Raw genomic sequence first — 25,315 nt, forward strand, 5'->3', positions numbered from 1 at the left:
CACGCCGCCAGCGTTCGTCCTGAGCCAGGATCAAACTCTCCGATAAAAGTTTGAATAGCTCTTAAAATAAATCTAGAATTAACGTTGACGTTATTGTCTTGTTTTGTTCAGTTTTCAAGGTTCAATGTGTAAGCGCTTCGTTTGAAGCGACTTTTTTATCTTATCAAGTCGCGTCGTAATTGTCAACAACTTTTTAAGTTTATTTAAGTCGCCACTGACCGCTCGTTGCCGTCGTTCAGCAGCGACATTTACTAATATAACAAGGTTTCAGAATGAAGTCAACGAAAAATTAATATTTCACTATAATTATTTCACGGCACGGTAATATCGGTGATAGATGCCCTGTCCTTTCGTCTCTACATCGACGATTTCAACAAATCCTTTATCCGTCAAATATTCAATGAGCATGCTCAAATCCACAGAGTAGTGTCTTGCCTCTGAATGGTTAAGCAGATCCTGGAACGTCCAGTGTTCTTTTTGACCAAGGATGTCTAATAAATGCTCGGTTGAAACCTTGGTTCTTGAGTGGATGAGAAACTCGCTTGCCAGGAACAACAGTTCAAGTCGCTTATCGATCTCTTCATCACTTGTCACGAGCTCTTCATACAGCTTGTATATTTCAGGCTCTATTTGCTTAACCTGGTTCCATACAGTGACCTCCGGATGGAAACCATTTTCAATAACAGCAAGCCTTGCTAAATGATGCAATGAATGCACGATGTGATTATAGGCATCTAAGTAATGTTTGCTTTCGAAGAATTCTCTGCCATCCATATAGCGACGGATCAATTTGGCAAATTCCATCCCCATCTTGATCTTTCTTCCATAGAAAGGGAAATCCCTTAACTCTGTTTTGAGATTATGAATATATTCGTTCCGATCAAACAGAACTTTCCCATTGAACAGCCAATCAATCACTTTACGATTGGATCCAAGCAAAATCCATTCGTTCAGTTTGGCTTCTGTCACAATATGCAATGCCGCCTTTTGTTCTTTATAAGAATAGTGTTTGATGAAAACCGGCTCTTCGGCTTCCTTCACAACCAGGAACAGAACTATATCGAATGTATCGGTCAACGGACTGGATTTCTTGCTTTGTTCTATTAAAAGCGCTCCTAAAGTATTGGGGTGACTGGTACGCTCTTGGTATATCGGTCGTAAAATGTCTTCCATTTCATACTCCTCCACATCACTCATTGGTTGGTTACTATTTCGACATCCAAAGAGGATTTCCTTCTCTGAATATAGTCATTTTTCGACAAAACGGTTTCGTATCCCTCTTCTTATAACAAATATGGTATAGTATTTTTTTAGGGGGGACAAACAAATGGCTAAGAAATATTCAAGTAAAATCAATAAAATCCGTACGTTTGCCTTAAGTTTGGTTTTCATCGGTTTTATCATTATGTACGTCGGTATATATTTTAGAGAACATCCATGGGTCATGACAACATTCATGCTGCTGGGTTTTCTGGGAATCATCGGAAGTACGGTTGTCTACTTCTGGATTGGGATGCTGTCCACAAAGGCTGTGCAGGTGACATGCCCCAATTGCGGAAAGGTCACCAAGGTCCTCGGGCGCGTAGATATGTGTATGTATTGCAACGAGCCGCTCACTCTTGACCCGAACCTTGAAGGTGAAGAATTTGATGAAGACTATAATAAAAAGAAAAGATAAAGCTTCATGAGAAAAGACCTTCGACTGAAGGTCTTTTTTTGATAAAAAAAAGAATGGTCCTGAAAACCAGAACCATTCATACTTAATGCGTTTCTTTAACCGAACATTCCGTGCACGTTCCGTATATTTCCATACGGTGATTGTTCACTTTAAATCCTGTGACATGAGAAGCCAATTGTTCCACTTCATCCAGCCCAGGGTAATGGAAGTCGACAATTTTGCCGCAACCATCACAGATGACATGATAATGATCGGTCGTCACAAAGTCAAAACGACTGGAGGCATCACCGTAGGTCAACTCTTTCACTAGTCCTACTTCCCTGAATACGCGTAAATTATTGTATACGGTCGCCACACTCATATTTGGGAACTTTCCTTCTAGTGCTTTATATATGTCATCGGCAGTTGGATGAGCCATTGAATCAATGAGATACTCTAATATCGCATGACGCTGAGGAGTGATGCGGACTCCCGTTTCCTTTAATGTCGAAATCGCTTCTTTTAATTGTCCTTCTTCAGACATCGTCATGCACCTCTTTTCATAAGAATTATTATTTTATAATCTTTATAAATAGTGTACTAATCAACCTTCCCTTTTGTCAATCTTTCACCCTATTACTCGTGGAGGTTTTTCTCCTGTTCCCCCAGCTGCTGGTTGATATAACGGCCAGCTACAAATAGATAATCAGAAAGTCGATTCAGATAAGAGAGCACCAAAGGATTAATGTCTTCATCAATCCCTACCGCTTCTCTTTCAGCTCTCCTGACAATCGTCCTTGCAGTGTGAAGGGCGGCACCGGCCGGCTGACCACCTGGAAGAATGAAATTGCTGAGTGGAGATAGAGACCCGTCCAGAAAATCGATTTGTTCTTCTAATTCCTTGATATGTGTCTCATCCAGCTTCCATTTCACTTCTTTTCCTGCAGGTGTAGCGAGTTCTGCCCCGACATGAAAGAGAACCGTCTGCACTTTATGAAAGAACCTTTCAAATTGTTCTTTTCCATCAAAGTATTCAGTTTTGATATAACTTAGACCAAGACCAATCATGGAATTTGCCTCATCACATGTACCGTATGCTTCTACTCGCTGATCTTTTTTTGATACGCGTGTTCCATACACCAATGACGTCGTACCCTTATCTCCCGATTTAGTATAGATCTTCATCTTAATATCCCCTCTCTGCATCAATAACGTTAATATAGTTTTCCCTGTTATTACTATATGTAGATAAATTCTTTTTAAAGATTTCAAGTGCTCTGGGCATGTATTTTTTTGTAATGCTTGAAAGATGAGGCGTCACCGTAATTCCTTCCTTCGTCCAGAAGGGATGACCTTCTGGCAGTGGTTCTTGATCAAATACGTCGAGATACATATGTCCGATTGCCTTCTTTTCCGCCACTTCCAGAAGTACTGATTCTTCCACGAGGTCGCCCCTGCCGATATTGATGAATACGGCGGTGTCTTTCATTTCCTCAAAATGATCCACTTTCAGGATTGCCTTCGTACGAGCCGTGCTTGGCAAAACGGATATGATGTAATCGGCTTTTGGCAACTGCTCCCTGAATGTATCCAATGTAAACATCTTGTCGAAATAATCTGCATCTGAACCAGTTGAATTCACTCCGCTGACATTCATCCGAAATGCTTTTGCCAGACGGGCAATCTCCCCGCCGATGGCTCCCGCTCCAAGAATGAGAAGGGATGCTTCATAAAGTTCAGAGGTAGGTAGCCTTCTGCTCCAGACGGCCTGCTTTTCCTGCTCCCATACCGACTGTAGCTGTTTGGCGTGCTGAAGCATCAATCCGATCGAGAACTCAGCCATGGGGATTTTGTGGATTCCCCTTGCATTTGTTACCAGGATACCTCTTCTTTTAATGGCATCTAACGGCATCTTTTCCAAGCCCGCCGAAGTGACCATGATCCATTTGCACTTTTCACTTCTTTCGATATGATCGTCCGTCAAATCTTCCCCCATTGTGACGATCACTTCTGCATTCGCCAGTTCATGTTCTGCTTCCTTTACCTTTTTATAAAAATGAAACTCAGCCTCAGGGAAGCTATTCTTCAAATCTGAGACGAATTCTTCTTTAGGTTGAAATGTAAAGATGATCTTCATGTGGTTGCCCCCCATCCCATTTGACCATTATTTTACCATATAGAGGTTGAATCGCCCTAGCGCCAGCATTCCTAAGGGCAAAAAAAAGAGGATCGACCTGGTCGATCCTGCTACACGGATGAGACTGACTTATTTGAGGAGGTTGCCCTACTCTTACTATATGTCCTTATCGCTATTGTGAATGGACAAAAGCCTCAAACCCGTTAAAATAGGCTTACGAAAGGTTGTCTTGAATGTACTGGAGAGCTTCCTCTACATGCCCTTTCACTTTCACTTTTCTCCATTCCTTGGACAGGTTTCCTTCTTTATCGATGATGAACGTGGAACGCTCTATCCCCATGTATTCTTTACCGAAGTTTTTCTTCAGTTTCCAGACGCCATATTCCTCTGCCACCTTATGATCTTCATCTACTAGAAGCAGGAAAGGCAATCCATGCTTGTCTACAAATTTTTCATGTTTATCAACAGGATCGGGACTCACTCCAAGGATAACCGCATCAAGGTCTTCGAAGTTCTCATGCTGATCCCTGAAATCACATGCTTCTGTTGTGCAGCCAGGCGTCATGTCCTTTGGATAAAAATATAAGACAACGTTTTTCCCATGATAATCGGAAAGCTTCACCTTTTCTCCATTGCTTGCGAGTAATTCAAATTCGGGTGCTTTTTGACCTACTGTCATATGTTTTCCCTCCTATTGGATATTGTTCTGACTTTAGCGTACCCAATAGAAAGGAAAAACTCAAACTATACGCTACTTGTTTTCATAGTTGAGGAAGGATTTCACGACAAAGGCTGCCGGGATGGTATAACCAAGCCAGGATTCAATGAGGGCGATCCCTCTCCCGATGCCGACCGGTGTGACATCTCCGTATCCTACCGAGAAGAGGGTGATGCCACTGAAATACATCGTCGTAAAAAAATGATCGAGGAAGTCTCCCCTAATAGGAATTCCGCCCTCAACAAGGATCGGAATCCCCTCAAGCTCCAGAAGTGTAAATAATAGTCCGAATCCAATCATGATCGTAATATAACTCATCCCTAAAAAGAGGAAATGATGCAGGGAAACATGATGTTCTTTCCATCTTGAAGGATAAAATAATGCCCGTAAACTCATAGCCATGCAGAACAATATAAAAAATCCAATGATATAAAGCATGTACATACCCTCTTTTTCTGCTTGTCTCTTAGTATATGTACGCTTATCATCCTGGAAAAATTCTAGTTACCTGCTCCTCTGTATCTTTTCACACCTTCATTCCAAAGAACGATGGAAAAGATAAAAAATCCGATTCCCACAAATGGAGTGAGAAAGGAATATGGGTACCATTCCGTCTTTTCGAGGAAAAAGGCAGATGGATACACCCCGACGAACGCAAAAGGTAAGATCCAGGTCAGTACAAATCGGATCACGCTGTTATAAATATCAACCGGATATCTTCCATAGTTTCCTATATTGTACATCATCGGCATGATGGACGTCTTCGCATCAGACCAGAAGGCAATACTTGCAAGTGCAATGAAGATTCCCGCATAAACCAGGGCACCACCGAAGACAAACACGACGAAGAGAATCGGTTCATACCATTCAAACGTAATATCAAGCCTGCCCCCTGCGTAGAACATGACAGCCATACCAGTGATCACTCCGAAAAGGGACTCTAACTCCATCCGCTCTAAGATCACTTGAAATAAGCTGTGGATCGGTCTTGTCAATATCCGGTCGAACTCTCCCTTCACCACATACCGGTCGTTAAAATCCCAAATATTGAAGAACGAACTGAACAGGGCGAACGGAACGAGGAAAAAACCATAGATGAATATGATTTCATCCCTTGTCCACCCGCTCAACAGCTGGGTATGACCGAAGACTACTAGGATAAATACAAGATTAACTGCTTGAAATAGTAAATCAGACAGTATTTCGACGATCAGGTCGGCTCGATATTGCAGTCGTATTTTCATATATTGGGCGACGTATTGAAAGAACATCTTTACATAGAACATCGGTCACCCTCCTTGAATGATCATTTGTTTTTTTGCCATAACCCAGAGCACTTTGATAGGTATAAGAAGGATCAGCGACCAAAGCCCCTGCATCATGAGGGCATTGAATGATTCCGAGGCAGAAAAACCATTGGTAAAAATCATACTCGGTACATAGCTGATACTTTGAAACGGCAGATACCCCATCACATCCTGCGCCCAAAGAGGGAAGAAATGGATAGGCAGCAATAAGCCCGAGAACAAATCAATGACGACCCGTTTTGCACGAATGAGACCATCATTATTAAATAAGAAAAAGGTGGTGATCCCTGTCAGCAAATTGATTTGAGTATTAATGATGAAACTGAACATGATGGATAATGCAAAGAGGCCCAACGTATCAAATCCCGTTCCAATCTGCAGCGGGAAAACAAGGCTTACGATGATCATTCCCGGGAAGGAGAAAAACACCAATCGGAATATCCCTTCACCAAGTCCCTGCATCGTCTTCATCCCAAGATAGTTATACGGCCTGATGAATTCAACGGCCACTTTCCCCTCTTTAATTTCCTGGGCGATTTCGCGGTCGATATTATTAAAGTAAAAGGCCCTGGCCATCCATGATACCGCTACATATGTGGTCATTTGAATGATCGATAATCCTTCAATATCCTGTTTGCCTCCGTAAATCGCCTGCCACAAGAAATAGTACGCGCCAATATTGATACTGTAAATTAAGATTCCACTATAATAATTCGTACGATAGGCGAGCATCATCAAAAAACGGATTCGAATCATCTCGATATACTTAGCCACGATACATCCCCTCGCAATCAAGAAGACATTCAGATGCTATTGCACGTCTCATCTTGTCACAGCCCCTTTTTCATAGATGTTCCGAATGATCTCCTCCGTCGTCGTTTCTTCTATCTTCATATCTTTCACCTTGAAGTGTGAAACAACATTCGTGATAAGCTGTGAGATGACCTCTTCATCCGCTTCCGTCACGGCGGCATAAGATTGCTTCTTCTCGTCAAAAGACCAGGAGATATGATGGTCCCTTGTTAAATCGGATAAAGCTGAAAGTGACACTTCGTCGAGGAACTGAAAAACAACCTCTTTCTGGTCTCCCCAGTTTTCTTTCAGCCGACTCAGTTCACCATCGTAAATGATCTTCCCTTCATCTAACATAACGACCCGTTCACATAGGGCTTCGATATCCGATAAATCATGGGTCGTAAGTAGAATGGTTGTATTGTACTTCTCATTGATTTCCTTTAAAAATTGACGGATTTTCAATTTCACAAGGACATCCAGCCCGATGGTGGGTTCATCCAGGAATAATAAAGGTGGGTTATGAACAAGTGCCGCGGCCAGTTCACACCTCATTCTCTGTCCAAGAGACAGCTTGCGGACCGGTTTGTCCAAAAGCGGAGCAATATCCAACGTCTCAATCACATGATCCATATGCTCCTTATATTGTTGATCCGGCACTTTGTACACCTTTTTTAAAAGCTGAAATGATTCCTGTACGGCAATATCCCACCAGAGTTGTGACCGTTGTCCGAACACAACGCCGATCGTTTGAACGAATTTTTCCCTGTCACGATGGGGGTTCATTCCATTGACAGTCAACTCTCCCCCTGTCGGAGTCAAGATGCCCGTCAACATTTTGATGGTGGTGGACTTTCCTGCCCCATTTTCACCTATATATCCAACCATTTCCCCCTGCTTCACATTGAATGAAATATCATTCACCGCAGGAACGACTTTATAATTACGCGTAAACAAATCCCTGAAGGCACCCTTCAGCCCCGAACGACTGGAAAAAGCCTTGAATTCCTTACGCAAATGATTCACTTCAATTGCATTCATCTTGCGTCCTCCTAGATCCAATTAAAATAGGTCTCTCTTTTTACAAACATAGATTAGTGTACCATAGAGAACCGTGTCTCTTTGAACAGTCTGCTTGAAAATTAGGATACCCAATTGATTCCGTATTTGCTAAAGTGGAAAAGGCCGTACTACAATAGTAGAGTACGGTCTAGAAAAATACGCTTTAACAGGGAGGAAAACATGAAATTCACTGAGTCAGAAACTTTACATACAGAAGCATTGGAACATATCGTCGGAGGCGTGAACAGTCCATCCCGTTCTTATAAAGCTGTGGGAGGCGGTTCTCCCGTTGCCATGGAAAGAGGAAAAGGTGCATACTTCTGGGATGTGGACGGAAACAAATACATTGATTACCTTGCAGCTTATGGTCCGATTATTACAGGTCATGCTCATCCACATATCACAGAAGCGATTACGAAGGCAGCAGAAAATGGGGTCCTTTACGGTACACCAACACGTCATGAAGTGAAATTCGCCAAAATGATTAAAGAAGCCATGCCTTACATGGATAAAGTCCGCTTTGTCAACTCTGGTACCGAAGCTGTGATGACCACGATTAGAGTAGCTCGAGCGTATACAGGCAAAGACAAAGTCATCAAGTTTGCAGGCTGCTACCACGGCCATTCGGATTTAGTACTGGTTGCAGCTGGTTCAGGCCCTTCTACCCTGGGTACCCCGGACTCTGCAGGGGTTCCGAAAAGCATCGCTCAGGAAGTCATCACCGTCCCATTCAATGACATCGAGCCATTTAAAGCAGCGATGGAAAAATGGGGAGATCAAATCGCAGCGGTCCTTGTTGAACCGATCGTAGGAAACTTCGGAATCGTGGAACCGAAGGAAGGTTTCCTTGAGCAAGTGAATGACATAGCCCACGCTTCAAATTCCCTTGTTATTTACGATGAAGTCATTACGGCGTTCCGATTTATGTATGGAGGGGCACAGGACATGTTAAAGGTGAAACCGGACTTGACTGCCCTTGGAAAAATCATCGGCGGCGGACTTCCGATCGGTGCTTACGGCGGGAAGAAAGAAATTATGGAACAGGTCGCACCGTTAGGACCTGCCTACCAGGCTGGAACGATGGCGGGTAATCCTGCCTCCATCCTTTCTGGAATCGCCTGTCTTGAAGTATTAAAAGAAGAAGGTGTATACGAGAAGTTAGACGACCTTGCCGCAATGCTCGAAAAAGGGATATTAGCCGCGGCAGAAAAGCATAATACGCCGATTTCCATTAACAGATTAAAGGGAGCCCTCACTCTCTACTTCACTACGGAAAAAGTGGAAAACTACGAACAGGCGGAAGCAACGGACGGGGAAATGTTTGCAAAGTTCTTCAAGCTCATGCTTCATGAAGGAATCAATCTTGCTCCTTCTAAATATGAAGCATGGTTCCTGACAACGGCTCATACTGAAGAGGACATCAGAGTTACACTCCAAGCCGTGGACCGTGCATTTGCACAATTATAATGTGAAAGATAAGAAAAAAAGACTGCTTCCAGAATGATCTACTCTGGGGCAGTCTTTTTTGATCTTTAGGAATATTTCCTTCGATGCTTACATAACTATGAATTTTGTAGTAGAACGGTTGTTTATTCTGCCTCTAAAAAAGGTACATATTTTTGTAGGAAATTATTTAAATTTTCCTATTGATATTGCTTGTAAGTACATGTATAGTACAGTATTGTTTATTAAAAAGTAACACAAGAAAGGATTCTAATTCCATGAAATTTGGTGCTCGCATCCTCAAAACGGGAATTGCGATTGTATTAGCTTTACTTGTATCCGAGCTACTGGGTATACCTTCTCCGGTCTTTGCGGGGATTGCGGCAGTCTTTGCCGTCCAGCCCACTATCTACCGCTCTTATTTAACCATCATTGAACAAATCCAGGCGAACCTGATCGGTGCCGGAATTGCCGTACTTTTCGTCCTATTATTCGGAAGTAATCCACTGATCGTCGGACTTGCGACGGTCATAGCCATTGCCATCATATTAAAATTAAAGCTGCAAAACACGATCGGGCTGGCCTTAGTAACAATGATTGCGATCATGGAAGTGACGGATCAGGCATTTATCCAATTTGCATTCATCCGTTTCTCAACCATCATGATCGGTGTTTTCTCTTCGTTCCTTGTGAACCTGGTCTTTCTGCCGCCAAAATATGAAACCAAGCTTTATCATAGAGTATCGGACTCAACAGAGGAAATCTTGAAATGGATCAGGTTGAGCATGAGACACGCAACAGAGTTCCACCTCTTAAAGAAAGATCTGGAACGAATTAAAGAAAAGCTGATTAAAGTCGACCAGCTGTATCTTCTTTATAAAGAAGAACGGGATTATTTTAAGAAAAACTCAATCGTCAAAAGTCGTAAGCTCGTGATTTTCAGACAAATGATTTCTTCAACCAACAGAAGCTTTGAGATATTGAAGCGGCTGAATCGATATGAAAACGAAATCTTTCAATTACCTGACGAGTTACGGGGCGTGATTAAAAATCAACTCGACTGTCTACTCACATATCATGAACAACTACTGTTGAAATTCCTTGGTAAGATGCACCCCCATGCAGAATCAGAAGCACAGCAGGATGTATGCCTTCACCGGAAAGAACTGATGAAAATCATGCTCGAGGAAGTCAAACATCATACAAAGGAAGACAATATTCACAATTTCCATCTTCTTCATATTTTCTCTGCCATTTTTGAATATGACGAACATCTGGAACATTTGGAAAAACTGATCACCAGCTTCCAGTCGTATCATAAAGAGGATAATGAAGTCATGATCGGAGAAGAAGAAGAATAAAAAAACGGAGCAAAGGATGATGTCCTTGCTCCGTTTTTATTAGTTTTTCATTTTTGGATCCAGGGCATCACGAAGACCGTCGCCCATCAGGTTAAATCCTAATACCGTCAGCATGATGGCAAGCCCCGGGAAAATCATTGTCCAAGGAGCCTGAAGCATATACTGTCTCGCATCAGACAGCATTTTCCCCCATTCAGGTTCAGGAGCCTGGGCTCCGAGGCCAAGGAAACCAAGAGCCGCTGCTTCAATGATGGCAGTCGCAATGGCCAATGTTCCCTGCACGATGATTGGAGCCATACTATTTGGCAGCACATGACTGAATAGAATCCGGAAATCGCTCATGCCGATGGCTTTTGCTGCCATTACGTACTCTTCTTGCTTCACACTCAATACCCTTGACCGGATGAGTCGACCGAAATTCGGGATATTGATGATGGCAATGGCTATCAATGCGTTTCTTAGTGATGGCCCAAGAGCAGCTACGACGGCAATCGCTAACAGGATGCTTGGGAATGCAAGCATGATATCAAAGATACGGGAAATGATGGTATCGACCCATCTGCCGTAATAACCCGCAACGATCCCAAGTAAACTACCAATCACAGAAGACCCGATGACGGCGAAGAACCCGACCCATAGAGAAATACGGGCTCCATGGATGATCCTTGATAATATATCCCGACCAAAGTCATCCGTCCCTAACCAATGCTCGGAAGACGGGGCTTGAAGCCGTTTTGAAAGATCCTGTTCATTGATTCCCTGCGGCGCGATAACCGGTGCTGCAATCGCAAGGATGACAAAGAAAAGAACAATGCAAAAGCCGACTAAGGCAATTTTATTTTTTGTGAAGCTTTTCCATGCTTCCTTCCAGGGAGAGACCGTCTCTTCCTCCATAGAAGGATGAAATTCCTTTTGCGGTTCTGCTAATTCTGCCATGAGAGATCACCTCTTTCTATTGATGTTAGTTGTATTTAATGCGGGGATCGACAGCCGCATAGAGTAAGTCGACGATTAGATTGATCGTGACAAAAATCATGGCAACGACCAGGATTCCAGATTGCACGACAGGATAATCCCGATAACCGATTGCCTCGTAAATATATCTTCCGATCCCTGGCCAGCCAAAGATGGTCTCGGTCAGGATCGCTCCCCCAAGGAGAAGGCCCATCTGCAACCCGATAACAGTCAGAACGGGTATGATGGCATTTTTCAACGAATGTTTATACACGACCCAGAACATTTTCAAGCCCTTTGCACGTGCAGTACGGATATAATCAGAACGCATTACTTCCAGCATACTTGAACGAGTCATACGGGCAATGATCGCCATCGGAATCGTTGCCAGTGCAATTCCCGGAAGGATGATATGCTTCAACACGTCACCAAGCTGGTCGAACCGCCCTTGCATGAGGGTATCAAGAATATAGAAGTTGGTAATGGAATCTACGGGGTTCCGTATATTCTCCCTGCCTGTTGTAGGCAGGATGTCCAGCTGAATGCCGAATGTCCATTGTTCCATTAACCCCAGCCAGAAAATAGGTACGGAAACACCGATAAGAGCAAGAATCATGGCCGTATAATCGAACCAGGAATTTTGAAACCATGCACTGATGATGCCGGCATTCACTCCGATGACGACTGCGATGATGATCGCCACGATTGCAAGCTCCGCTGTAGCCGCCAAATATGGCCAGATTTCAGATGAAACTTCCGTCTTTGTGCGAAGGGAACTACCTAAATCCCCTGTCAATAATCCTTTAAGATAATCAATGTACTGGATATACCAGGCATTATCGAGACCAAGCTGATCTCTTAACGCAGCCACGGCTTCTTTCGTAGCCTGCTGTCCCAAAATGACCTGAGCCGGATCTCCCGGAATCGCACGGATGATGAAAAAGACGATAAGAGTCATCCCGAGTAAAACAGGAATGAGTTGCAGTAATCGACGAATGGTGTATTGGAACATTAAGTTCACCTCTCTGTGTGGAGATTCTGATTAACTAGTATTAATGTAATGAAAATGCATTGTGGATATTATTACTTCATTACTTGTCGGGGCTGAACAGTCGGCTCCGCTTTTCTTTTTGTCTAGCTCCGCCTCCTAGCCCCTCGAGGTCATTTTCAATCAAGCAGTTGAGGGCAAAGAACGCCCTCATCTGCTTGCTCAGAAATGCTTGTCGGGGCTGAACAGTCGGCTCCGCTTTTCTTTTTGTCTAGCTCCGCCTCCTAGCCCCTCGAGGTCATTTCCAATCAAGCAGTTGAGGGCAAAGAACGCCCTCATCTGCTTGCTCGGAAATGCTTGTCGGGGCTGAACAGTCGGCTCCGCTTTTCTATGTACAAAGGGGAGAAATCGTAGATGTCTCCCCTTTGGTTTGTTGCTTATTACTCCATGTCCACTGCGCCTAACCAGTCTGAACCAGTTGGATGTGGCTTGAAGTTTTTAAGAGCTGCGCTTCCTGCAAGTAATGGTGTAGAGTGAGCAAGTGGTACCCAAGGAGCATCCTCATGGATGATTTCCTGTGCTTTCTTGTACAGCTCTTCACGTTTTGCAGGATCTACTTCTGTTTGAGCATCGATCAGGATTTTGTGTACCTCATCGTTTTTGTAGTAAGAGTAGTTGTTGCTTCCGATATTGTCTTGGTCAAGAAGGACATATAGGAAGTTATCTGCGTCCCCATTATCACCAGTCCAACCAAGTAAGAATGCATCTGCTTCTCCGTTTTTCGCTTTTTCAAGGTAAGTAGCCCACTCGTAAGATACGATTTTGGCTTTTACCCCTACTTCAGCAAGATCTGCTTGAATAGCCTCTGCTACTTTTTGACCGTCCGGCATATACGGACGAGGTACAGGCATAGCCCATAATTCCATTTCAAATCCATCTTTATGACCCGCTTCAGCAAGTAGTTTTTTCGCTTTTTCAGGGTCGTACTCATAAGGCTCGATATCGTCATTGTATCCACCGATTACCGGAGGCATCGGGTTTTTCGCCATTTCAGCTTTTCCTTCGAAGAAAGCATCAATGATCTCCTGCTTGTTGATTGCATAGTTGATCGCCTGACGTACTTTAGGGTCATCGAATGGCTTGCGGGTAGATGTTAAACCTAAGTATCCAACGTTCATAGACGGACGTTCGAATAATTGAAGGTTGTCGTCACCCTCGACTTTACTTGCATCACTTGGATTCACACCATCGGCAAGATCGATTTCACCAGAAATCAGTGCATTCAGACGAGCTGAGTTTTCAGGAATCGATTTGAATACGACTTGATCTAACTTTGGTAGATCTTTGTTCCAATAGTCTTCATTTTTCTCAAGTACGATCTTGTCATTGCGCTTCCACTCAACAAATTTGAATGGACCAGTTCCTGCATCAGTCGGAGCTTCAGCAAGCTTGTCTCCCATTTCATCAATTGCTTTCGGACTTACGATTGCGAAAGGACTCATGGCAACATTCTTTAAGAATGGAGCTTGAGGACGCTTTAACACAAATTCAACCGTCATATCATCAGTAGCTTTCACTTCTTTGATCACATGACCTTCATCGGCTTTAAAACCGCCGAACATGGAACCGTAATATGGGAATTGATCTGCATTACCGTTCATCCAGCGTTCGAAATTCTTCACAACGGCATCTGCGTTGAAGTCAGTGCCATCCTGGAATTTCACGCCTTCACGGAGCATGAATGTATACGTTAAACCATCATCGGATACTTTCCATTCTTCTGCTAATCCCGGGTTTACTTCTGTATCCTGCTCTCCGAATTTCACAAGCGTTTCGAAGATGTTCTTCGTTACTTTAAATGATTCACCGTCAGTGACTGTTCCTGGATCAAGTCCAACAGAGTCTCCTCCGCGACCAAAGATCAGTACTTTAGGATCTCCCTTGTCTCCACTGTCGCCGCTGTTCCCTGAAGATTTTTCATCTCCTCCGCATCCGTAAAGTACGGATGATACGAGCAGGATGAGCAGCATTAAAATTGACCAGCTCTTTTTTCTCAACTAAATCCCCTCCTGAATAATGTTTATATACTTATGAGACATGCCAACTTAGTAAAGATGACAAGCTACATAATGCCCTGGTTGGTGTTCCTTGAATTCCGGCACTTTCTGTTTGCAAATCTCCGTTGCGTGTGGACATCGGGTATGGAAAGTGCATCCACTCGGAGGATTTGACGGACTCGGGATATCCCCCTGCAAGAGGATGGTCTCCCTTTTGAAATCGGGATCGGGTACCGGAACCGCCGACAGGAGTGCCTGGGTGTATGGATGAAGCGGCTTTTCATAGAGATTCTCACTATTACTGAGCTCTACCATTTTCCCGAGATACATCACTCCCACCCGGTCACTAATATGTCTGACTACACCGAGATCATGCGCGATGAAGATATAGGTGAGTCCGAACTCTTTCTGTAAATCCTGCATCAGATTAAGTACTTGGGATTGTATGGATACATCGAGTGCAGATACCGGTTCATCGGCAATGATAAGCTTCGGCTTTGTCATAAGTGCCCTTGCAATACCAATTCGCTGCCTTTGGCCCCCACTGAACTGATGTGGGTAACGCTTGGCATGATAGCTGCTTAGCCCGACGATATTGAGGAGTTCATGAACCCTCTCTTTTCTTTCCTTGGCAGAGCCCATTCCATGAACCTTGAGAGGTTCTTCAAGAATCTTTTCCACCGTATGTCTCGGATTCAAGGATGCAAAGGGATCTTGAAAGACCATCTGCATTTCCCTGCGTACCTTCCTCATTTCCGAGTTTGATAGACTCGTAAGCTCCCGATCCTCGAATGTAACCTTTCCTTCGGATGGATCGATGAGTCTCATGAGCATCCTGCCAGTCGTCGACTTTCCACAGCCACTTTCTCCAACGATTCCTAGGGTCTCCCCTTTATTTACGGTAAAGGAAACCCCATCCACTGCTTTCACAGAACTGACAGGTCGTCCCAGGATTCCCCCTGTAATGGGGAAGTGTTTCTTAAGATTCTCAACCTTTAGCAACGGTTCCGTCATAAACTCCCTCCTCCACTTCATCGAACAGGAAGCATCGTGTGCAATGTCCTTGTGATGTTTCATATAACTCTGGTGTTTCCACTAAACAGCGATCGAATGCTGAATCACAGCGTGCTGCAAATCGGCACCCGGTCTTGATGGATCCGGGTTTAGGCACATTCCCCTGGATCGAATGCAGTCGCTGCTGCTTGATCCGCATATCGGGTACGGACTGGATCAGGCCCTTCGTGTATGGATGTTGGGGATTTTTGAAGATTTCTTCAACGGTCCCTTCTTCCACGACTTTCCCCGAATACATCACGACCACCCGTTCACATGTTTCTGCCACCACCCCTAAATCATGTGTGATCAAGAGGACAGCGGTGTTCAACTCTTTATTTAATCGCTTCATTAATTTTAAAATCTGGGCCTGGATCGTCACATCAAGTGCGGTTGTCGGCTCATCCGCGATCAGGACACGCGGATCGCAAACCATCGCCATGGCGATCATGACCCTTTGCCTCATTCCTCCGGATAATTGGTGGGGATATTCCTTTATCAATTCATCCGCCCTCGGCAGGCCGACCATTTTCATAATGTCTACTGCCTTTTCCCTTGCCTGTTTCTTTCCAACCTTCGTATGTATTCGTATTGCTTCAATTAATTGATCACCTATGGTAAAAACAGGATTTAACGATGTCATCGGTTCCTGGAAGATCATCGCGATATCATTTCCCCGGATATCTCTCATCCGCTTCTCAGATGCCTGTGTCAAATCTTCATCTTTATAAAGAATCTTTCCACCTACTATTTTCCCGGGTGGTTTTGGTACGAGACCCATAATGGATAGGGATGTCACACTTTTTCCACATCCACTTTCCCCGACGATCCCGAGCACCTCCCCCTCATTCACATGAAAACTGACTCCATCGACTGCCGGAACTTCTCCATCATCAGTAAAAAAGGAGGTCCTTAAATCTTCCACTTTTAGTAAAGGACGCTGTTCTGCCATTCAAATCCTCCTCTTCGAAACTATCTCTCTTTTCTCAATAGTGCTTATTTTCTAAATTTTATATGTTTCTTATTATACAAGATGTTACAAATGTTGCAATCTATTTTCAGAATTTTTCTACATAAATTCAAAATTCCCATTTCAATTCAATATATGTCCAATTAACCTGTTCATTCCTTCCATATAAAGTAATTTATACCTACTTTATTCATAACACCCCTGAAATAAGTTTGATATATTTTTTCAACCAACAAAAAAAGTCATGACTTTTATCACACAAAGGGTGATATGTCATGACTTTCAATTTTATTGATCAAGCTGTTGTACTTGAAAGAGTTTGTAATAGTGACCTTGCTTTGCCATCAATTCTTCATGTGATCCCATTTCAACAACTTCACCGTGTTCCATGTGGATGATCCTGTCCGCATGAGTGATGGTTGATAGACGGTGAGCCACGATAAAGGTCGTTCGATCTTTTGCCAGGATTTCAAGGGATTCCTGGATGAGGTGTTCACTTTCTAAATCAAGGGCAGATGTTGCTTCATCAAGGATAAGGATCGGTGGATTCTTAAGAAATACCCTTGCAATCGCAACCCTTTGTTTCTGGCCGCCTGACAGCTTCACGCCACGTTCACCCACTCGGGTATCGTACCCTTGAGGTAATTTCATGATGAAGTCGTGGGCATTTGCCGCTTTCGCTGCCTCAATGACCTCCTCGTCCGTCGCTTCGGGATTACCGAACTTAATATTCATCTTGACGGATTCACTGAAGAGTATATTATCCTGCAGGACCATTCCGATATTGTCTCGTAAAGATCTGACTTGAAACCTTCTGATGTCCGTGCCGTCTAAAAGGATTTCCCCTTCGGTTACATCATAGAAGCGGGGTATAAGACTGACGAAGGATGATTTACCTCCGCCACTCATCCCGACCAACGCGACGGTTTCCCCTGTTTTGATATCCAGATTGAGGTCTCGCAGTACTCTGTCTTCTTCTGATTCATATCGGAAGGAAACGTTTTTGAATTGAATATTTCCTCGAACATCATTGCATGGAATAGCTCCTGGTTCGTCATCAATATCATACTTCTCGTCCATGAATTCAAAAACGCGGTCCATTGAAGCAATCGATTGAGTCAGTGTTGTTGAAGAGTTTACCAGTCGTCTGAGCGGGCCGTACAAACGGTCGATATAGGCTATGAATGCTGCCATCGTACCAATTGTGAGATCTTTTTCAATCACCTGCAGCCCGGCATAGCCGATGATGATCAAGGGGGAAATATCCGTGATGGTATTGACAACCGCAAACGCCTTTGCATTCCAGCTTGTCTGTTTTAACGCTTTTGTCAGGAAATTTTGGTTCTGCTCCTGGAATTGCTTCTGTTCATAATCTTCAACAGCAAAGCTCTTGATGACAGCCATCCCCTGAACCCGTTCGTGCAGGTGGCTTTGCACCTCAGCAAGTGCCTGGGATCTATCCCTCGTCAAGCCCCTGAGCCTGCCGAAGAAATAACGGACAGAGAAAGCGTAAAATGGGAAAGCAATGAGAGACACCAGGGTCAGAGATACATCCATCGTGAACATGATGGATAGTGCAATCACAATGGTGGCCGCGTCAAGCCATAGATTCATCAGGCCGGTGATGACGAAGTTCTTTGTCTGCTCTACATCATTGATGACCCTTGAAATGACTTCTCCTGCCCTTGTATTTGAATAATACTTAAAGCTGAGCCGCTGAATATGAGAGAAAAGATAATCCCTCAAGTCATACAGGATCTTGTTTCCCGTCCACTGGGCAAAGTACTGTCTGTAATATTCCACTGGTGGTCTGACGAGGAGGAACAGGACGAGCATGATCCCCATGATCATGAGTAACTGACTTGTCTTCTCATCGGCCGATAGCCCTTTGGCCCCTACAATATCATCGATGACATACTTAATTAAAACGGGGATCAACAGTGGGATCGTGAATTTTATGATACCTATGATTAATGTACCTATGATTTGCCACTTATATGGTTTGACAAACTGAAGGTATCTTTTGATACTATCCAAGTGATTACTCCTTTCTAAGTTGTATGTGTTTAGTTTGCCCCAATAAAAAGGGGTGACCCTTTACTGAAAGAAGCACTGCACCTACTACTGATCGAATAATCGTTCAGGAGTAGGTTGCTCCTTACCGGGTCAGCCCTACGATACCTATACAATTTTTGAGGATTTCTGTTATCCCCTGTGGGTCAGATAACGCTCGTACCAAATATCAATAAAGTCCGGGGCGAATGGCCCTTTTCTTTGCCTGATCCAACGGACAAGCTTATCAACATTCCGCTTCAGGATGTGATCGATCACATCAGGGTAACCGTATAGTTTCCGATGAGCTTCATACTCATCTTCATCGAGCAGTGTATATGTCATGTCGGGAAACACTTTGATATCCAGGTCGTAATCGATATACTTGATCGCCTCATGATCATATACAAATGGTGAGCTTAAGTTACAATAATAATAAATACCGTCCTCACGAATCATACAAATAATGTTAAACCATAGCTCCGAATGAAAATAGCAGATGGCCGGCTCACGGGTCATCCATGTCCTTCCGTCTGATTCCGTCACCATCGTCCGGTCATTTCCACCGATGATCTGATTCGTGGTCCCTTTCAGGACCGTCGTCTCATTCCAAATGCGGTGAATGTTTCCATCATGCTTAAAGCTATGTATTTGTACAGATTTTCCTTCAGTGGGAACCGCCATCGTATCCCCTTCTTTCATTTCAAAATTACCCTTATATATACTAGTCTATTTTATCATTATAACGTTTCCTCAGAAAATTTAAAACAAAAGGGCTATCCTTAAAGAAAATATCCTTTAAGAACGGCCCGAAATAACTTCAAAATGGGGTGTATTATGGAAATATAAGTGGTGCTTCTGCCGAACCGGCCGATGATTCCTCAAGTTTATGATGTGACGCCGCTTTGTTCCTTTTGATAGGAGCGGATCACTTCATCGGTCTGCTCTTGAAAGGTTTTCTGTATTTCCCTGAGATCCTTCTTTTTAGTAAGGATTTCTTTCTGAATCGATTCAGCCTTTGTCATTTCCTGAAGCTCGATCAATTCTTCCTCCAACGCCTGACAGCGCTCTATTTCGGACTGAAGATATAACAACTTATCCATCGTTTCCAACTGCACCGTAACCAACTCATTAAAACGCTGCTGCATCACTTCAACCAACTCCTCTAAACAAGCTCTCCTAACACATTCTCCTTTCAGTGCACAAACCCTTTGACTTTTTCTGTCATAAACATGAAAGTTTTGTCGATGGGAATGTTGAGAACTGAGGTGCCGTTTTGTAAGGTTGTTTTTCAATATTTGTTAAAAGACGCAATTGTCACCCAGAATGACGCAAAATATTTAAAAATTGACGCAATTAAAATGAAAATGACGCAATTATTTTTATAACGACGCAATCATCATCCAAAATGACGCAATGCCCCCCCTTTAGTGCATCCTCAAAAAGGGGCATCTTACGCACTTATTGGACTTCCTATCCTATAATCAGGGCAAAAATGAAAAAGCACCCAACTGAATGGGTGCTTTTCCTGTCAAGAACAATGAAATTATTGTTGTTGTCCGTATTTACCAGAAGCTTTCGCTTTGTTAGCTTCTGCTTGTTGGTTTTGTTGCTTTACGTGTTGAGCTGCAGTCGTTTCTGAAGCAAACTCAGTACCGTATTGTTGCTGAGCTTGACCAGCTTGAGCGTTTTGTTGTTTCACGTGTTGAACGTTTGTACCAGATTGAGTTTTGTTTGGTTGTTTTGCCATTGTAATCACCTCCACGCTTATTAAGATAACCAAGCGTGGATTTCACTATTCGATTAATTTCAGGAAAAACATTCCATTAAACGAGAAGCGAACGACCACCGTCTACGATGATGGTTTGCCCTCTGATCATGGAGGAATCGTCCGAAACGAGGAACATGACTGACTTCACAAGATCATCGATTTCGACCATTCGTCCTGCAGGCGTTTTGCTGCGGGCATCTTCCAGGAGCTCTTCACGGTTAGGGAAATGCTTAAGTGCATCTGTATCGATGGCACCACCGGAAACGGCATTTACGATAATGTCACGAGGCGCAAGCTCTACGGCAAGATAGCGCGTCAATGCTTCAACGGCAGCTTTAGAAACACCTACTGTCGTGTAATTATCCAAATAACGGATCGATCCCAAAGAGCTGATGCTTACGATGCGTCCACCTTTATCCATCAATTTAGCCGCTTCCTGGGCGCAGAATAATAATGCTTTACTATTGATATTCATTGTCCAGTCCCAGTGAGACTCTTCAAGCTCCATGACAGGTCGCAGTACTCCGGACGCCGCATTGCTTACCAATACATCCAGGCGTCCGAATTCTTCTTTGATCTGCTCAAACATGGATTTGATTTTATCTACATCCCCGACATTTGCCCGGACAACAAACGCTTTACGGCCAAGCTTTTCAACTTGTTCAGCCGTCTCAAGGGCACCTTTTTTGCTGCGGGCATAATTGACGACGATATCGTATCCTTTTTCTGCAAGCTGGATGGCGATTTCCCTTCCGAGACCGCGGCTGCTTCCTGTTACTAATGCTACTTTTTGACTCATGTTTCTTCATCCTTTCAAATTTCATTTTCCAATTGGTCCAGGGCATAAAGAGACTCTGAACATGCAAACTAATAAGAACATAGTTAATTGGAGGAATGAGTTATGTATGTAGGCAGAGATATGACAGAGCTTTCAATGATTCCAAAAGATGAATGGAAGAAAAGCGAACTTGCTTTCTTTCATCACTCACTACAACAAATAGTACCTTATTTGAATGCAGAAGGACAATCTATTCACCGGGAAATTGTCGAAGAAATTGAAAACCGTGGCGGGTTGAAGCGTGGCGAAGCCGATTATACTCATGGCACGAAGATCAGCTACGACTGAAATTGCAATGATGAAAGGAGCAGCGGTTCCCGCTGCCCCTTTCTAGTTTTGCAAGATCCCTTCCCCGGTTTCCTGCCAAATTTTCTGATGTGAAACGGGAAAGGCATACTTCTCCATTTCTTCAGGTGTAACTGCCAACAAGCTGCTGCCCTCGAGAGAATTGCTGTCGATCGATCCTACATATACTTCAATATCCCAAATAATATGAGAAAATACATGCTGGATTTTTGTCACAACCCCCGCCTTTAATGAGCAGTCCACTTCATACTCTTCTTCCAAAGAATCAAGTAATTGCGCACGTCCGCTGCCCGAATTTCCCATTTCAAAATTAGGGAATTCCCATAAGTTGGCGAGCAACCCTTTTCCAGGTCGTTTGTGAATCACGACCCGGTCATCTTCTGTAAAAAGAACGGCTGCAGCCATGTTGAGCTTGCGTGCCGATTTTTTCTTTGACTTGATGGGGAGCTCGGTTTGGACCCCTTCTTCAAAAGCTTGGCAGTGTTCCCTTACAGGACAGAGAAGGCAAGATGGTGAAGTTGGGGTACAAATCAATGCCCCAAGTTCCATCAATGCCTGATTGAAATAAGAAGGATTTTCTTTAGAAATCAGGTTCCTTACCGCTTCTTCAAACACCTTTCTGGATGAAGGCTTGGCAATATCAAGCCAAATGGAAAGGATCCGTGAAAAAACCCTCATTACATTTCCGTCTACAGCGGGTTCGGGTTTACTGTAGGCGATGCTGAGTATCGCCCCTGCTGTGTAGGGACCCACTCCTTTTAAAGATGAAATTTCTTTAGGCGTATCCGGAACGATTCCTTCATATTTTTCATTCACTTCTTTAACCGCAGACTGCAAGTTCCTTACTCGTGAATAATAACCAAGGCCTTCCCATGCTTTCAGGACATCCTCCTCATCAGCAGAGGCAAGAGCATCTATCGTGGGAAATTTATCAATGAATCGGTTAAAATAAGGTATGACCGTATCCACCCTTGTTTGTTGAAGCATGATTTCAGATACCCACACTTTATAGGGATCTTGATCCTTCCTCCACGGAAGATCGCGCTGTTCCCTTGAAAACCAGGAAATCAGATCTTTTTGAAATTCCTCACGGTTAATGGTCTGTAAATGTCTCAGTGAATCTTCTATCAATTTTGTACCTCCAGGATGTTAAATGTTACATTGATTAGGGAATAAATAATTAATGCTCTGTTTTTAAGCAGATAAGGTTTATTTCTTTTACACCACCACAAATACATTCGTCCAGTAATCCAAATAATAAATGACGACGGGATTTTCGTAAACGTTTTAACACATGAAAATGAGATTCAGTCGGGACAACGAAGGTTTCGATATAACGGTTAGAAGTGTCTTCAGCCTTCTCCCAACTGATATCACAAGCATCATATTGTGGTAATGTCTCTGCGATACTGGTCATAATTTGCTTATATCGAGGCTTTAGATGCTGTTTTATTTCATATTCTAAGTAAATGTGCAAGGTGTTTTTCATTGAAATAATCTCCTTTTAACCATATCATGTTCACCAATGCTACGTCATAAACAAATCTTAGAAATGCGAGCCAAGGGAGGACTTTTTTTGGATACAGGTACTCATATCGTCATGGGTTTCGCTCTCGGGGGGTTGGCTACATTGGATCCCGTTGTTGCCGAGAGTGCGGCCACTTCTCAAAGCGTATTGCTTGCAGCAGTCATCGGCTCTCAAATACCCGATATCGATACCGTCTTGAAACTTCGAAATAATGCGGTTTATATTCGTCATCACCGAGGAATTACACATAGTATACCGGCGGTTGTTCTCTGGCCGCTGTTGATCGTCGCTTGTCTTTATCCTTTTTTTCCTGGTGCAGATTTGCTTCACTTATGGATTTGGACATTTTTAGCCGTATTCCTCCATGTATTTGTCGACATTTTCAACGCATATGGCACACAGGCCATCAGACCGATTTCGTCGAAATGGGTCGCTTTAGGGGTAATCAACACGTTTGATCCGATTATCTTCGGGATTCATGTTGCCGGTTTAATTCTATGGGGAGTAGGACTTCCTCCGGGAAAAACCTTTTTGGTCATGTACATTGTAATTTTCGCTTATTATGTGTTGAGGTTCCAGGTTCAGAAAGCCGTAAAAAATGCGGTGAAACGCAGGGTTCCGAAAGCGGAGAAAATCATCGTTTCACCGACGATTCGATTTTTCCAATGGCGTCTTGCCGTTGTCACAAAGCACCATTACTATGTAGCGAGAGCCTATAGAAGGTCTATCACGATCTTTGATAAATTTGAACGGGTGCCGATTCCTGAAAACCCAGTCATCATTGCCGCTAAGAAAGATAAAAACCTGGGAGCATTCCTTTCCTTTTCCCCGGTTTACCGCTGGGAAGTGGATGAATACGATGACCATTACGAAGTCCGTTTCATTGACCTCCGCTACCGAAATAATGGACATTACCCATTCGTTGCCCTCGTGCAGCTCGACAAGGACCTGAACATCGTCAGCTCCTACACAGGATGGGTCTTCAGCGAAGAAAAACTTCGCTCAAAAGTCGACATCGACATATTAATTGATTAAAGACAGTGAGGGACGGACCTTTAAAGGTCCGTCCCTCATCATGTTAATGTACTAAATCATCATCTTCTTTATCATCAATCAAGTGCTTGTATTTCGGGTTTTGGGCAGCAAACTCGTGGATTTGTTCTCCGTACGTGTTGACCCATTGGCGAACGACTTTCTCCGTTACTGCTTTTCCTTTGTAATCGTAACCTGCTTTTGCGTATGTCGCTTCGAAATCTTCCCAAACAAGTTCGATCCAAGTCCTCGCTTTTTCATATGAGAGCTTATTATTTTTTTCAATTAACAACTGTGTTAATTCGTGGAATGTAGACTCCATTTTGTCTCCTCCTTTTCCAAATATTTAGTTCATGCTTTTATGATAATGTCGACCATTTCACCCATACTAAGGGTACGTGGTTAAGCTTAGTTGTGAATCTTTGCTTCTTCACGGTATGAGTCAGTAAATTTCACCTTTTAGGAGGCACATTATGCGAAATAAATCGACAGGGTTCCCCAATATGAACAATAATAAATTTGAAGGTGAACCGAGAGCAAAAGCGGAATATGCATCTAAAAGGGCTAACGGCACCATCAATACCCATCCTCAAGAACGCATGAAATCTTCTGGACAACGAGATCACGACTCACTTTAATGCGAGTGAAATTTGATTAGGGGGTAGTCACGATGGCAAACATGAAAAACAACTTTTACCGAAATAAGTACAGCAGTCCATTTAACAAGGCATTCTACAATCCGAAGCATGCCCATTCCCAGGCAAATGGACAGACTACACAAACTCAAGACTTAATCATTCTAGAGAACCAGACACGTAAACGTTCCTAGACCTTCCGAGGTCCGTCCCTCTTGACGGACCTCTTCCTTATTTCTTCTCTCCTGCCAATAGGGAAATCGGCAAAGCCTCTTCTTTCCCATCACCCCCAAGGCGGTACCCCCATGCGAAAACACCATTTAAGTAATCCACCTTGAAGTATGTACCGGGATCTCCTTCGATTGCGTATATGCCGCCAGGCTTGTATGCATCAGGATCCATTAAATAAGCCTGCGCCATAAGGGCTTTCCGCTCCAACACAGCAAACTCATTCACAATTCCCAGCTGCTCGGCCTTCCTTGCCTTCTCCTTCAACGAAGCAATTTCCTGCTTCAACTCATGCTCTGTCATCTCACTATATCTTCTCTCTTGTTCCATTCCTCATCACCTCTACTAATAGTAGTATAGAGAAAATGATACAATAAGAAAAGCGGAAGCGGCTGGTCAGACCCGACAAGCATAAGACGGGATGGC

30 protein-coding genes are annotated in these 25,315 nt (G+C 43.5%); 7 read left to right on the forward strand and 23 right to left on the reverse strand.

Translation table 11 applies throughout. The annotated features are described in order from the left end of the window. Positions 1 to 306: 306 nt before the first annotated feature. Complete coding sequence (locus tag SLH55_RS14320) at positions 307 to 1,173, reverse strand: nucleotidyltransferase-like protein (protein ID WP_219165626.1); 867 nt, start codon at positions 1,171 to 1,173, stop codon at positions 307 to 309. Between the two features lie 154 nt (positions 1,174 to 1,327). On the opposite strand from SLH55_RS14320, the gene SLH55_RS14325 reads away from it, so the two are divergent. Continuing rightward, a complete protein-coding gene (locus SLH55_RS14325) occupies positions 1,328 to 1,678 on the forward strand; it encodes a YgzB family protein (RefSeq protein WP_219165585.1) in 351 nt (116 codons plus the stop codon). A gap of 82 nt (positions 1,679 to 1,760) precedes the next feature. Here the strand turns inward: SLH55_RS14325 and perR are convergent, their stop codons facing one another. The 8 genes from perR to SLH55_RS14365 form a co-directional block, all read right to left on the reverse strand. Further along, complete coding sequence (gene perR / locus SLH55_RS14330; RefSeq protein ID WP_307513390.1) at positions 1,761 to 2,201, reverse strand: peroxide-responsive transcriptional repressor PerR; 441 nt, start codon at positions 2,199 to 2,201, stop codon at positions 1,761 to 1,763. Between the two features lie 92 nt (positions 2,202 to 2,293). Next, complete coding sequence (locus tag SLH55_RS14335; protein WP_320323785.1) at positions 2,294 to 2,842, reverse strand: cob(I)yrinic acid a,c-diamide adenosyltransferase; 549 nt, start codon at positions 2,840 to 2,842, stop codon at positions 2,294 to 2,296. A 1-nt stretch (position 2,843) separates the two neighbouring features. After that, positions 2,844 to 3,794 carry a D-2-hydroxyacid dehydrogenase gene (locus SLH55_RS14340; protein ID WP_320323786.1) on the reverse strand — a complete coding sequence of 317 codons (951 nt, stop codon included), beginning with the start codon at positions 3,792 to 3,794 and terminating at the stop codon, positions 2,844 to 2,846. A 214-nt stretch (positions 3,795 to 4,008) separates the two neighbouring features. Next, positions 4,009 to 4,473 (reverse strand): thioredoxin-dependent thiol peroxidase, encoded by a 465-nt coding sequence (gene bcp / locus SLH55_RS14345; protein WP_219165589.1) that lies wholly within the window; start codon positions 4,471 to 4,473, stop codon positions 4,009 to 4,011. A 72-nt stretch (positions 4,474 to 4,545) separates the two neighbouring features. Continuing rightward, positions 4,546 to 4,950 (reverse strand): ion channel, encoded by a 405-nt coding sequence (locus SLH55_RS14350; protein ID WP_206853181.1) that lies wholly within the window; start codon positions 4,948 to 4,950, stop codon positions 4,546 to 4,548. A gap of 62 nt (positions 4,951 to 5,012) precedes the next feature. Beyond that, a complete protein-coding gene (locus SLH55_RS14355) occupies positions 5,013 to 5,798 on the reverse strand; it encodes an ABC transporter permease (RefSeq protein WP_226672780.1) in 786 nt (261 codons plus the stop codon). A 3-nt stretch (positions 5,799 to 5,801) separates the two neighbouring features. Next, positions 5,802 to 6,593, reverse strand: a complete 792-nt coding sequence (locus SLH55_RS14360) for an ABC transporter permease (RefSeq protein WP_320323787.1) — start codon at positions 6,591 to 6,593, stop codon at positions 5,802 to 5,804. A gap of 48 nt (positions 6,594 to 6,641) precedes the next feature. After that, positions 6,642 to 7,652, reverse strand: a complete 1,011-nt coding sequence (locus SLH55_RS14365; RefSeq protein WP_320323788.1) for an ATP-binding cassette domain-containing protein — start codon at positions 7,650 to 7,652, stop codon at positions 6,642 to 6,644. Positions 7,653 to 7,853: 201 nt separating this feature from the next. Here SLH55_RS14365 and SLH55_RS14370 point away from each other — a divergent pair, with 201 nt between their 5' ends. Both SLH55_RS14370 and SLH55_RS14375 read left to right on the forward strand, forming a co-directional pair. Continuing rightward, positions 7,854 to 9,140 (forward strand): glutamate-1-semialdehyde 2,1-aminomutase, encoded by a 1,287-nt coding sequence (locus tag SLH55_RS14370; protein WP_320323789.1) that lies wholly within the window; start codon positions 7,854 to 7,856, stop codon positions 9,138 to 9,140. A gap of 254 nt (positions 9,141 to 9,394) precedes the next feature. Beyond that, positions 9,395 to 10,477, forward strand: a complete 1,083-nt coding sequence (locus tag SLH55_RS14375; RefSeq protein ID WP_320323790.1) for an aromatic acid exporter family protein — start codon at positions 9,395 to 9,397, stop codon at positions 10,475 to 10,477. A gap of 39 nt (positions 10,478 to 10,516) precedes the next feature. Here SLH55_RS14375 and nikC read toward each other — a convergent pair whose 3' ends face one another. From nikC to fabL, 10 genes are all read right to left on the reverse strand, one after another. Continuing rightward, positions 10,517 to 11,413, reverse strand: a complete 897-nt coding sequence (nikC, locus tag SLH55_RS14380) for a nickel transporter permease (RefSeq protein WP_219165595.1) — start codon at positions 11,411 to 11,413, stop codon at positions 10,517 to 10,519. A gap of 25 nt (positions 11,414 to 11,438) precedes the next feature. After that, entirely contained in the window at positions 11,439 to 12,443 is a 1,005-nt protein-coding gene (locus tag SLH55_RS14385) for an ABC transporter permease (RefSeq protein ID WP_219165596.1), read from the reverse strand. A 416-nt stretch (positions 12,444 to 12,859) separates the two neighbouring features. Beyond that, the gene (locus SLH55_RS14390) at positions 12,860 to 14,449 is read right to left on the reverse strand and encodes an ABC transporter substrate-binding protein (protein ID WP_219165627.1); all 1,590 of its coding nucleotides are present in this window, start codon (positions 14,447 to 14,449) and stop codon (positions 12,860 to 12,862) included. 75 nt (positions 14,450 to 14,524) lie between these two features. Further along, positions 14,525 to 15,490 (reverse strand): ABC transporter ATP-binding protein, encoded by a 966-nt coding sequence (locus SLH55_RS14395; RefSeq protein ID WP_219165597.1) that lies wholly within the window; start codon positions 15,488 to 15,490, stop codon positions 14,525 to 14,527. Then, the gene (locus tag SLH55_RS14400) at positions 15,465 to 16,481 is read right to left on the reverse strand and encodes an ABC transporter ATP-binding protein (RefSeq protein ID WP_219165598.1); all 1,017 of its coding nucleotides are present in this window, start codon (positions 16,479 to 16,481) and stop codon (positions 15,465 to 15,467) included. The genes SLH55_RS14395 and SLH55_RS14400 overlap by 26 nt, the downstream gene beginning before the upstream one ends. Positions 16,482 to 16,787: 306 nt before the next feature. Further along, positions 16,788 to 18,536, reverse strand: a complete 1,749-nt coding sequence (locus SLH55_RS14405) for an ABC transporter ATP-binding protein (RefSeq protein ID WP_320323791.1) — start codon at positions 18,534 to 18,536, stop codon at positions 16,788 to 16,790. Between the two features lie 168 nt (positions 18,537 to 18,704). Then, positions 18,705 to 19,235 carry a DUF402 domain-containing protein gene (locus SLH55_RS14410; protein WP_034762875.1) on the reverse strand — a complete coding sequence of 177 codons (531 nt, stop codon included), beginning with the start codon at positions 19,233 to 19,235 and terminating at the stop codon, positions 18,705 to 18,707. Positions 19,236 to 19,438: 203 nt separating this feature from the next. Next, positions 19,439 to 19,699, reverse strand: coding sequence for a YgaB family protein (locus tag SLH55_RS14415; RefSeq protein ID WP_219165628.1), 261 nt, complete (start codon positions 19,697 to 19,699; stop codon positions 19,439 to 19,441). 398 nt (positions 19,700 to 20,097) lie between these two features. Next, complete coding sequence (locus SLH55_RS14420; RefSeq protein WP_219165600.1) at positions 20,098 to 20,301, reverse strand: gamma-type small acid-soluble spore protein; 204 nt, start codon at positions 20,299 to 20,301, stop codon at positions 20,098 to 20,100. Between the two features lie 76 nt (positions 20,302 to 20,377). Next, on the reverse strand, positions 20,378 to 21,121 hold the full coding sequence (gene fabL / locus SLH55_RS14425; RefSeq protein ID WP_034762580.1) for an enoyl-[acyl-carrier-protein] reductase FabL: 744 nt from the start codon (positions 21,119 to 21,121) through the stop codon (positions 20,378 to 20,380). A 102-nt stretch (positions 21,122 to 21,223) separates the two neighbouring features. Between fabL and SLH55_RS14430 the strand changes: the two genes are divergently transcribed. Continuing rightward, on the forward strand, positions 21,224 to 21,448 hold the full coding sequence (locus SLH55_RS14430; protein WP_034762579.1) for a hypothetical protein: 225 nt from the start codon (positions 21,224 to 21,226) through the stop codon (positions 21,446 to 21,448). 42 nt (positions 21,449 to 21,490) lie between these two features. On the opposite strand, the gene mutY is transcribed toward SLH55_RS14430, so the two are convergent. Continuing rightward, positions 21,491 to 22,597 carry an A/G-specific adenine glycosylase gene (gene mutY / locus SLH55_RS14435; RefSeq protein ID WP_320323792.1) on the reverse strand — a complete coding sequence of 369 codons (1,107 nt, stop codon included), beginning with the start codon at positions 22,595 to 22,597 and terminating at the stop codon, positions 21,491 to 21,493. A 49-nt stretch (positions 22,598 to 22,646) separates the two neighbouring features. Beyond that, positions 22,647 to 22,955: a hypothetical protein gene (locus SLH55_RS14440; RefSeq protein ID WP_219165602.1), complete on the reverse strand. Its 309-nt coding sequence runs from the start codon at positions 22,953 to 22,955 to the stop codon at positions 22,647 to 22,649. An 87-nt stretch (positions 22,956 to 23,042) separates the two neighbouring features. Here SLH55_RS14440 and SLH55_RS14445 point away from each other — a divergent pair, with 87 nt between their 5' ends. After that, positions 23,043 to 24,029: a metal-dependent hydrolase gene (locus tag SLH55_RS14445; protein WP_219165603.1), complete on the forward strand. Its 987-nt coding sequence runs from the start codon at positions 23,043 to 23,045 to the stop codon at positions 24,027 to 24,029. Positions 24,030 to 24,072: 43 nt separating this feature from the next. Here SLH55_RS14445 and SLH55_RS14450 read toward each other — a convergent pair whose 3' ends face one another. Further along, on the reverse strand, positions 24,073 to 24,348 hold the full coding sequence (locus tag SLH55_RS14450; RefSeq protein ID WP_034762572.1) for a YfhJ family protein: 276 nt from the start codon (positions 24,346 to 24,348) through the stop codon (positions 24,073 to 24,075). A 151-nt stretch (positions 24,349 to 24,499) separates the two neighbouring features. Here SLH55_RS14450 and SLH55_RS14455 point away from each other — a divergent pair, with 151 nt between their 5' ends. Beyond that, complete coding sequence (locus SLH55_RS14455; RefSeq protein WP_034762570.1) at positions 24,500 to 24,664, forward strand: small, acid-soluble spore protein K; 165 nt, start codon at positions 24,500 to 24,502, stop codon at positions 24,662 to 24,664. A gap of 32 nt (positions 24,665 to 24,696) precedes the next feature. After that, on the forward strand, positions 24,697 to 24,855 hold the full coding sequence (locus SLH55_RS14460; protein ID WP_082051311.1) for a YpzG family protein: 159 nt from the start codon (positions 24,697 to 24,699) through the stop codon (positions 24,853 to 24,855). 37 nt (positions 24,856 to 24,892) lie between these two features. On the opposite strand, the gene SLH55_RS14465 is transcribed toward SLH55_RS14460, so the two are convergent. Further along, on the reverse strand, positions 24,893 to 25,219 hold the full coding sequence (locus tag SLH55_RS14465; protein WP_219165604.1) for a YfhH family protein: 327 nt from the start codon (positions 25,217 to 25,219) through the stop codon (positions 24,893 to 24,895). Positions 25,220 to 25,315: the final 96 nt, after the last annotated feature.

It is taken from the genome of Rossellomorea sp. YZS02, assembly GCF_033963925.1.
GTDB lineage: Bacteria > Bacillota > Bacilli > Bacillales > Bacillaceae_B > Rossellomorea.